Source organism: Microcystis sp. BLCC-F209, from assembly GCF_041928595.1.
Taxonomy (GTDB): domain Bacteria; phylum Cyanobacteriota; class Cyanobacteriia; order Cyanobacteriales; family Microcystaceae; genus Microcystis.
In genome coordinates, this window is record NZ_JBHFLL010000151.1 from 1 (window position 1) to 9,241 (window position 9,241).

The following is a 9,241-nucleotide window of genomic DNA, read 5'->3' on the forward strand; positions in this document are numbered from 1 at the left end:
AAAACAGCACTTTTTCTCGGTCAATGATTAGGATAAGTTATAACTTAAAAATTAATCAACAACTAAAGCTTATGCTTGTAGCTAAGTGAAATCATTGATTAAGAGACCTGTACTTTTCAATGACTTTTTCAGCAGACCCTAGGTAGTTGACCACCTGAAAATCGGTAAAACCCTACACCCACCCTGCCCCCCCGATGTCGGGGGGGTTGGGGGCCACACCCTGCCACCACCGAAAAACTTTTTGCCGCAAACCCTAAATATAACTTAACTCAGTAAAAAAGACTTATTCGGATGGACAAGAAAGCCTTTTTTCAAGGCCTCTCGTCCTAATAACATCCGAAAACCCATGACATCGCGATTAGTCAAGGTTAATTCGATCGCCCATTGATGACCGCCTAGTAATACACTTGTTCTAATTACTGGACGTAGTTGACTTTGACCCCCGGAATTTTTTACCCGTCGCCATTCGAGGATTTCTGCGGTGGTGGTGACAGTGTGGCGACTATCTTTTTGGTAGGGATGCACTTGAAAGCGCAGCAAACTGCGATCGCCATCGGGAAAACGATGTAGATGAAAAGCGTGTAGGGACGAGGAGCGAGCGCCTGTATCAATCTTGGCTTTAATTTTGGTAATGCCTAAATCAGGTAAATCTAGCCATTCTCGCCAACCAATGATGATTTTATCGGGTTTCATCTATCTATTTAGTTTTTTCCTCTTCGATTTCCCGCTGCATTTGGGCGATTTCTTCAGGAGTCATCGCTTCCAGGCGTTTTTTAAAGACGGCATCTTCGTAATCCTTGCGCTGTTTGCCGTAGGTCATATTATCGGTGGCGACTCGAAACAGATAGGTAAAAATCCAACCGATGACACCACCCACCAACACCGCTTGACTCCAAATTCCCGCCGAAGCACTATCTAAACCGGTTTTTTGCAGGACAATGTAGAGGATGCCGCCCATAGCAAACATCCCTATACCGATCCCGATGACATCTATGCGTCTCATGGGTTTTTTTGGTTGATAACTTAAGCTTTGAGGGTACGACGTTGGGGACGGAAGTTAAGGAAAGGACTTAACAACAACATACCGGGGAAGAAAAAGCTCATCAGAAAGTACATAAACCCTCTTTCCCAAGAAGATGCCACATACCAGCGCGTATTGAGGTAGTAGTAGATAACGGCGGGAATGACGAGCAAATACAAGACACTGAGAGATAGGTAGATCAGGGCGATGATAATGGTTTCTTGCGTCAGAATTGATTGCATAAGGATATATTTTTCTCAATAGCTGTCGGCGAACGGCAATTCACCTGCTAATTATTTTACCCTGTCTTTCCCCTTTTGTGGCGATCGAATTGGCAGGCTAAAATAATTTACTGAAAATACTCTTGCTAATTAAATCATTTATGATATGATAAAAAATTGTCGGTCAAATAACGGGGGCGTGGCGGAATGGTAGACGCTACGGACTTAAAATCCGTTGAGCCTTATAAGCTCGTGAGAGTTCGAGTCTCTCTGCCCCCATCCATCGAAAGTCTATATTTAAACTGAGTATTGGGTATTTTAGTACAAATGCCCAGACTTCCTCTCCCTGCCCCCAGAAAAAACTTTTTCAGCCAGCCCTATCTAAAATATCCAATAATTCTAGGGGATGATGAATAAGATGATCGGGGTTAAATTGAGTGAGAATTTGAGGGGAATTAAAGCCCCAAGCGACTGCCACCACTTGCACTTGACTTTTTTGGGCAGCAGTAATATCCCTAGTTTCATCGCCGACATAAATCATTTCATCGGGACAGAATTTATTTTGTCGGAGCAGGCGATTGAGAATTTTGTGTTTGCCGAATAAAGGCGTTCCCGAACAGATAAAATCAAATAAATTTAAGAGTTGATTATTACCTAAAAATATGGTGACATTTTCTTTGGTATTAGAAGTTATGATTCCTAATCTATAGCCTCTTGCTTTAAGAGTGGCGAGGCAGTGATGCCAGCCATGGAAGGGTTTCAGACATTCAATTTGTTTATTTAATTCCCGTTTAACTCGATGGAGTAAAAAAGGGATTTTAACGAGGGAAACTTGGGATTGTTTAACAATTTCTTGGGAACTAAGGTTTTTTAGTCTGGCCAAATCTTCCTCGTTGATGGGTTGATAACCAAAATTTTTAGCCAAACGATTGACAATCTCCACGAAGGTATCGTGGGTATCGGCGATAGTACCATCAAAATCGAACAGGACTACTTTAATTGTCATCTTGTGCGGGGTTAAGGGAATGAGCTAAATTAGCTTGGGCATTACGTCGCCACTGCTGGGGTTTAATCCGACGTAGGGCTGACGAGATGAAACGACGATCCCACTCCTCTATAGTTAGATTAGCTAATTCATCCAACCTTGGCGAGAGGTTTTCGGGACGAGGTTGAAAATCCTCCACGTCGGTAACTTGGGCAAAACGTTGATTCCAAGGACAGACATCTTGACAGATATCGCAGCCGGCTACCCAACCTTGTAAATTCTTGGCAATTTCTGTAGGCAAAGTGACAGCACGATTTTCGATAGTATGATAAGCAATACAGCGATTAGCATCCACCACATAGGGACTAACTATTGCTTGGGTGGGACAAGCGCTTAAACAACGGCTACAGGTGCCACAATGGGCGCTATGGGGTCGATCGGGTTCTAAAGGTAAATTAGTTAATATTTCGGACAAAAACACCCAACTGCCGTAATTGCGGGTAATTAAGTTGCCATTCTTGGCAATCCAGCCGATCCCTGCTCTTTGCGCCCAAACTTTATCCTGTACAGGTCCCGTATCCACATAGTAACGGGTTTGAATTTGCTCCCCCTGACTTTCTAACCATTGACTGAGGGCTTTTAATTTTTTACTTAATACTTTGTGATAATCCCTTCCCCAAGCATAACGAGAAATTTTGCCGTGGTTTTGTTCTTGACTCTGTTGCTGGGGGGTGTAGTAGTTAATGGCAAGACAAATTAGCGATCGCACTTCTGGCCAAAGAGTTTTGATATCCTGTCGTTTCGGGTTAGTCATCCAATCCATATCAGCGTGATAACCCCGCTCTAACCAGCTTTTTAGATGGGATACCGCCGAGTCTTGGCTGTCCACAGAGGCAATACCGACCCCATGGAAGCCCAACTCTAGCGCTTTTTCTTTGATTTGTGTTTCTGTCACCATAGAAATATCTTAAGTCAAGTATTTGTAACAATTATTTGCAATCCTAAATTTTTTGTTACATAATGGGCAGGTAAAGAGATAAGGCAGTAAGCAGGTCTCTAAATTAAATGAACAATCACCTCTGAGGCTTATTATGGTTTACACTGCATCTGCATTCAACACTTTGGCGCTCGATGTTCCTAGCACCACCGCTCAATACAAAAGTTTGAACACCGATGATAAACTAGCCGTTCTCTGGTTCGCCTATACGGAAATGGGTCGCTCTATTACCCCCGCCGCACCGGGAGCCGCTCGTTTACAATTTGCCGAGGGACTACTGAGCCAAATTAAAGCCATGTCCCACTCTGAACAATTAGAAACCATGCGCGATTTGGTTAAAAAAGTCAGCAATCCGATTACCCGCTCCTACGGTGTTCTCAGTGTTAACACCAAACTAGCTTTCTGGTATCAATTAGCGGAAATGATGAAGGAAGGAACTGTGGTTCCCGTCCCCGCTAACTACAAAATGACTCGCGAGGCAAATATCGTCCTCACCGCTCTGCAAAGACTGGACTTTAGCCAACAAATCACCGTTTTACGCAATGCTGTAGTGGACATGGGTGTAGATCCTCTTGCCTAGTTTTTCAACTCATCTTTATCTTTAATTTTGACCAAACAACTACCTTGATCCATAACTCCTAGCCGAGAGGTTAGGGGTTGTTTTTTATCGAGAGCAGTTATCTTCATGGTGAGGTAGGAAGTCTCCGATTTTAGGGAACGCCGGAACTGCGGAACAGTAGCTGGTCGATGCCCAATACCGTCATACTTGATCTTGAGGAGAACCGCTGTAACTATTGACTTGCTGAATTAACACCCGTCCCCAAAATGACTTGTACTTTGGTAGTACAATTATATTAAACTAAGAAAGATTAAAACAAATAACCATGTCTCAACCGATTACCATCGAAGATATCTATAAACTTTTCGAGAAAACTAACGAAAAGTTTGAACAATCACGCCAAGAATACGATCGCCGGGCTGCTGAAGCTAAGGCCGAAGCCGATCGCCGGGCTGCTGAAGCCAAGGCCGAAGCCGATCGCCGGGCCGCCGAAGCCAAGGCCGAAGCCGATCGCTGGGCCGCCGAAGCCGATCGCCGGGCTGCTGAAGCCGATCGCCGTTTAGCCAAGCTAGAGAAAACAGTGGCTAATACCAGTCGTGCTGTGGATAGTTTAACCACTCGCTGGGGAAGATTTGTCGAGGAATTAGTCGAACCTGCTGTTATTAGCCTATTTCGTGCCAAAGGTATCGATGTCAAAGAAACCTACAGTCGTGCCAGGGTAAAACGGCAAGGAATAGCCATGGAGATTGACATTTTAGCCGTCGATGAAACCGAGGTAGTTTTAGTAGAATGTAAGTCTCGTTTATCGAAAGATGATGTCAACGAGTTTTTAGAAAAATTAAGTCGATTTAAACAAGCATTTCCCCATTATAAAAACTATCAAGCTTATGGTGCAGTGGCGGGAATAGAAATAGATGAAGGAGTAGATCGTTATGCCTATAAACAAGGTTTATTTGTAATTAAACCATCGGGAGAAACGGTAGAAATCATTAATGATTCTGGTTTCGAGCCTAAATTATGGTAGGAGAAAGATGGTTCCTTCATCTAGCAAAGTATTGGCGGGAGGTCTAATTTTTACAACCTAGCACTACACTAACTTATGGATAGGATGCACGATTAGTATTCATATTTTGATTCAGGAAAGCATAATTAATTTTTGAGGATTCAAAAACGGCAAAAATAAGGATTAAATTGCATAAAATCTGTGAATAGACCATTATTATTCATTCTCAATTCTCCCGACTACTGATGACCGACTCCTAACCGTAACAACAATTTTTGATTTTTACCAGAGGTCTAGTAACGACTTGTCCTAAAATTGCCAATACCCAGTTTCAATGCACAAGAGCCTGATGGCTAAAAACTGGCTCCAGTTTTTGACCGGGATAGCACCGCTTGATCGCAGTGGATCGTAAAATGGGATAATGCTAACTTTGAGAGTCAGAGAGACTATGAGTGAATTCGACTACGATTTAATTATTATCGGTGCTGGAGTTGGTGGCCACGGGGCAGCCCTACACGCAGTCAAATGTGGGCTAAAAACAGCTATTATTGAAGCCAAAGATATGGGAGGAACCTGTGTTAATCGCGGTTGTATTCCTTCTAAAGCTTTGCTGGCAGCCTCGGGACGAGTGCGCGAATTGGCCGATAGTGACCATCTGAAAAGTCTAGGTATTGCCATCGGTGGCGTTAATTTTGACCGTCCGACAATTGCTAATCATGCTAACAACCTTGTTAGTAAAATTAGAGGCGATCTCACTAATAGTCTTAAACGTCTCAAGGTTGATACTATCCACGGTTGGGGAAAAATCGCCGGCCCGCAAAAAGTCAGCGTCATCGGGGATAGTGGCGAAAAAATCTACACCGCTAAGGATATTATGCTCTGTCCGGGGTCGGTTCCCTTTGTCCCACCGGGGATCGAGATCGATCATAAAACGGTTTTTACCAGTGATGAGGCCGTTAGATTAGAAACTTTACCCAAGTGGATTGCAATTATCGGTAGTGGTTATATCGGTCTGGAATTTTCGGATATATACACCGCTTTGGGTTGTGAAGTAACGATGATCGAAGCTTTAGATAGTCTCATGCCTGGATTTGACCCAGAAATCTCGAAAATCGCGGAAAGAGTTCTGATTAAACCTAGAGACATCGAGACTTATGTGGGAGTTTTGGCAAAAAGTATTAAACCGGGGAATCCCGTGGCCATTGAACTGGTGGACGCAAAAAGCAAAGAAGCGATCGAAATTTTAGAAGTAGATGCTTGTTTAGTCGCTACAGGAAGAATCCCGGCAACCAAGAATCTCGGATTGGAATTTGTGGGGGTAGAACTGGATAAACGCGGTTTTATTGCCGTTAATGACAAAATGCAGGTAATTCAGGACGGTGAACCGATTCCCCATCTCTGGGCCGTGGGTGATGCTACGGGTAAAATGATGTTAGCTCACGCTGCTTCGGGTCAAGGGGTAATAGCCATTGAAAATATCTGTAATCGCCCAAAAACCATCGATTATCGCAGTATTCCCGCTGCTGCTTTTACCCACCCCGAGATTAGTTATGTGGGTTTAACGGAACCGCAAGCAGAAGTTTTGGCACAGCAAGAAGGGTATAAAGTCGCTGCTGTCAAGACCTATTTTAAGGGAAATTCTAAAGCTTTAGCGGAAGGAGAAACGGAAGGCATCGCTAAAGTCGTTTATCGTCAGGATACGGGGGAATTACTCGGTGTTCATATTATCGGTATCCACGCATCGGATTTAATTCAAGAAGCGGCCAATGCGATCGCTGAACGTAAATCCGTCCATGAACTCGCTTTCCGCATCCACACCCATCCGACTCTCTCAGAAGTCCTCGACGAAGCTTATAAACGCGCTGAAGTGGCAGCATAGAGTCAGTTATCAGTTATTAGTTATCAGTGATCAGTGATCAGCTTCTGAAGGCAAGAGGCAACAGGCACTCGTGCAAAAGACAGAATCTGGCAATTCTCCAAGTTTCCGACTCCTGAATTCTGACTCCTTTCTCTTTTTTTACTTTTTACTTTAAAGATTATGTTTGGATTAGGTTGGCCAGAAATAGTAATTATTGCTGTAGTTGTTCTCCTGATATTTGGACCGAAAAAAATACCCGAATTTGGGGCAGCTTTGGGGAAAACTTTACGGGGATTTAAAGAAGAAATCAATCAAGATGATCAAGAAATTGAAGACAGTGATGAGAAGATGAGATAGATTTCGGCGGGTGCATCTCATTTTTGTAAATCTACTAATTTGGGATTTTTAAGGGGAAACTTTCTCCTAAAATTGGGCGTTACTTTCGGTTTTATCACTCAATCCAAGCTTTTGGGGGGTTCTACCCCCCAAACCCCCCGTTGGGGGCGTGGCGCCGCCCCCAAACCCCCCGCGCATTAGGTTAACTGTCAGATGCTTACACGCGATTGTTCATATTTTTGTACTAATTTAAGAGTCACTGATAATTGCTGATTGTCGGTATTTTTGCAAATGTGGGATACACCCGATTTCGGCTGTATGAAACTGCGCTATAGCAGTTATCAGTTATCAGTTATTAGTTATCAGTTATCAGTATTAAATAGTAGTTTCCCACTTTCTTTTCACTGATTACTGTTTACTGATCACTGATTACTGAATATCGGCTTCTCCCCCCACCACCACATCGCGGATACGGAGACTGGGGCCACCGCAGCCGACGGGTAAACCACTTTGACCCCCTTTTCCGCAGCCTCCCGACTCGTCCCAGTAGAAATCATCCCCAATTGCCTCAATATTGGCTAGGGTTTTAAAGACATTACCGGAGAGAGTAACATCTTTAACGGGTTCAGCAATTTCTCCATCGCGAATCATCCAAGCTTCCCCGGCGCTAAAAGTGAACATTTCGCCGTTAGTCATGCCTCCCTGCCAATTTTGGGCATAAACTCCCGTTTTTATGCCCGAAAATAACTCTTTAACCGCAGTGGTTCCCCGTTCAATCCAAGTGTTGGTCATGCGGACAATGGGCGGATAATGATAATTGAGACAACGAGCGTTACCGGTCGGTTTTTCGCCTAATTTGCCCGCCGTTTCCCGCGAATGCAGTCTTCCCACCAAAACCCCATCTTTAATTAACTGAGTCGTCGTCGCCGGGGTTCCCTCATCGTCATAAAAATAACTGCCCCGATGACCTTCCGGATAGGCCCCGTCAAAGATTTGCAGGTTATCTGGTCCAAAACGTTTGCCCATACTCATCACTTCCAAAAGGTCAGGATTTTCGTATAACATATCTGCCTCGGAAAGGTGGCCAAAAGCCTCATGGACGAACAGACCGGTTAAAATGGGATCGATGACGACGGTGTAGGTATCGCCCTTGACAGGGGGCAAAACTAGGGCTTGTACGGCCCGTTTAGCCGACCCCTGCACCTGTTCCTCTAAATTGACCAGATCCTCGAAAGCTTTTCGGGATCCTGTGGTTTCCCGGCCCGTTTGTACGCTGTCCCCATCCCTAGCGGTGGCCGAAAAACGCATCTCTAAGTCTGACCATTTTTGTTCGATTAAAGTCCCGTCAGAAGTACCTAAAAGAATATGTTGACTACTATCGCTATAACGGACGGAAGTGGTGGCAATACTGGGATGGTGTTGACGCAATAGGTTATTATAGTGATCGCAGAGGGCTTTTTTATCGGCTAATGGTACTAAACGGGGATCTGTTCCCGTTAAAGGCAATTCACAGGAGATAATTACAGGTTCTACCGGAGCAATCAGGGTTTCTTCTTCCCCAATTAAACGGGCGGCAGCGATCGCATCTTCTAATCGTTCCTGTAAACTGGATAATTGATTAAAGCTGGCAAATCCCCAACCTCCTTTATAACAGGCGCGTACCTGACCACCGATAGCAATACCTTCGCTGAGGGTTTCCACTCGTTCGGAACGCAGTAGAATATTAGTCCCCCGCGCTTCTTCTAGACGAATTGTCAGGAAATCGACGCGGTTTTTATAACGGTTAATCAGTTCACTAATTAGGTTTTTATAGTCGGTGATAGTATCGGTCATAGGAATTATGAATTATGAATTATGAATTATGAATTATGAATTGGGAAGTGGGGAGATGGGGTAGTGGGGAGATGGGGTGTCGGGTGTGATGGGGAAGTGGGGAGATGGGGTAGTGGGGTAGTGGGGAGATGGGGTGTCGGGTGTGATGGGGAAGTGGGGCATTTGGCTGAAATTTCCCTAAATCCCTATATCCCCTTTCTAACTGATAACTGATAACTGATAACTGATAACTGATAACTGATAACTGATAACTGATAACTGATAACTGATAACTGATAACTGATAACCTAAGACGCATTTAAAGCACTTATTCTTAAGATTAGCCGAATCTCCCCCAATCCCTTTACTGTTGCCTCTTGCCTCTTGCCTCTTGCCTCGTCTCAACAAGCAATTTAAATGCTTAACAGCTTAGTTAAGTGATTTCAGGT

At 44.1% G+C, this 9,241-nt stretch carries 11 protein-coding genes and 1 tRNA gene; 5 read left to right on the plus strand and 7 right to left on the minus strand.

Translation table 11 applies throughout. From position 1 onward, the window contains the following. Window positions 1-264: 264 nt before the first annotated feature. Genes ACE1AQ_RS09355 through ndhL form a run of 3 tightly spaced genes read right to left on the minus strand, consistent with a single transcriptional unit; the run spans window position 265 to window position 1,263 of the window. A complete protein-coding gene (locus ACE1AQ_RS09355) occupies window positions 265-693 on the minus strand; it encodes a RimK/LysX family protein (protein ID WP_008206872.1) in 429 nt (142 codons plus the stop codon). A 4-nt stretch (window positions 694-697) separates the two neighbouring features. After that, window positions 698-1,003, minus strand: a complete 306-nt coding sequence (locus ACE1AQ_RS09360; protein ID WP_002783731.1) for a DUF3007 family protein — start codon at window positions 1,001-1,003, stop codon at window positions 698-700. A gap of 20 nt (window positions 1,004-1,023) precedes the next feature. Further along, on the minus strand, window positions 1,024-1,263 hold the full coding sequence (gene ndhL / locus ACE1AQ_RS09365) for an NAD(P)H-quinone oxidoreductase subunit L (protein WP_002732218.1): 240 nt from the start codon (window positions 1,261-1,263) through the stop codon (window positions 1,024-1,026). 172 nt (window positions 1,264-1,435) lie between these two features. Between ndhL and ACE1AQ_RS09370 the strand changes: the two genes are divergently transcribed. After that, window positions 1,436-1,521, plus strand: a tRNA-Leu gene (locus tag ACE1AQ_RS09370). 88 nt (window positions 1,522-1,609) lie between these two features. Here ACE1AQ_RS09370 and ACE1AQ_RS09375 read toward each other — a convergent pair. Further along, entirely contained in the window at window positions 1,610-2,248 is a 639-nt protein-coding gene (locus tag ACE1AQ_RS09375; RefSeq protein ID WP_008206874.1) for an HAD-IA family hydrolase, read from the minus strand. Next, complete coding sequence (queG, locus tag ACE1AQ_RS09380; RefSeq protein WP_008206875.1) at window positions 2,238-3,185, minus strand: tRNA epoxyqueuosine(34) reductase QueG; 948 nt, start codon at window positions 3,183-3,185, stop codon at window positions 2,238-2,240. Before queG ends, ACE1AQ_RS09375 begins: the two co-directional genes overlap by 11 nt. A 133-nt stretch (window positions 3,186-3,318) precedes the next feature. On the opposite strand from queG, the gene ACE1AQ_RS09385 reads away from it, so the two are divergent. The 4 genes from ACE1AQ_RS09385 (at window position 3,319) to tatA (ending at window position 7,001) form a co-directional block, all read left to right on the plus strand. Next, entirely contained in the window at window positions 3,319-3,804 is a 486-nt protein-coding gene (locus ACE1AQ_RS09385) for an orange carotenoid protein N-terminal domain-containing protein (RefSeq protein ID WP_008206876.1), read from the plus strand. A gap of 304 nt (window positions 3,805-4,108) precedes the next feature. Then, window positions 4,109-4,807, plus strand: coding sequence for a hypothetical protein (locus ACE1AQ_RS09390; protein WP_008206877.1), 699 nt, complete (start codon window positions 4,109-4,111; stop codon window positions 4,805-4,807). 427 nt (window positions 4,808-5,234) lie between these two features. After that, entirely contained in the window at window positions 5,235-6,665 is a 1,431-nt protein-coding gene (gene lpdA, locus ACE1AQ_RS09395) for a dihydrolipoyl dehydrogenase (RefSeq protein ID WP_008206878.1), read from the plus strand. A 159-nt stretch (window positions 6,666-6,824) separates the two neighbouring features. Then, window positions 6,825-7,001 (plus strand): twin-arginine translocase TatA/TatE family subunit, encoded by a 177-nt coding sequence (gene tatA / locus ACE1AQ_RS09400; protein ID WP_002763330.1) that lies wholly within the window; start codon window positions 6,825-6,827, stop codon window positions 6,999-7,001. A 408-nt stretch (window positions 7,002-7,409) separates the two neighbouring features. Here tatA and ACE1AQ_RS09405 read toward each other — a convergent pair whose 3' ends face one another. Both ACE1AQ_RS09405 and ACE1AQ_RS09410 read right to left on the minus strand, forming a co-directional pair. Next, entirely contained in the window at window positions 7,410-8,813 is a 1,404-nt protein-coding gene (locus ACE1AQ_RS09405) for a TldD/PmbA family protein (RefSeq protein WP_008205004.1), read from the minus strand. A gap of 198 nt (window positions 8,814-9,011) precedes the next feature. Next, entirely contained in the window at window positions 9,012-9,197 is a 186-nt protein-coding gene (locus ACE1AQ_RS09410) for a hypothetical protein (protein WP_374808296.1), read from the minus strand. Window positions 9,198-9,241 lie beyond the last annotated feature (44 nt).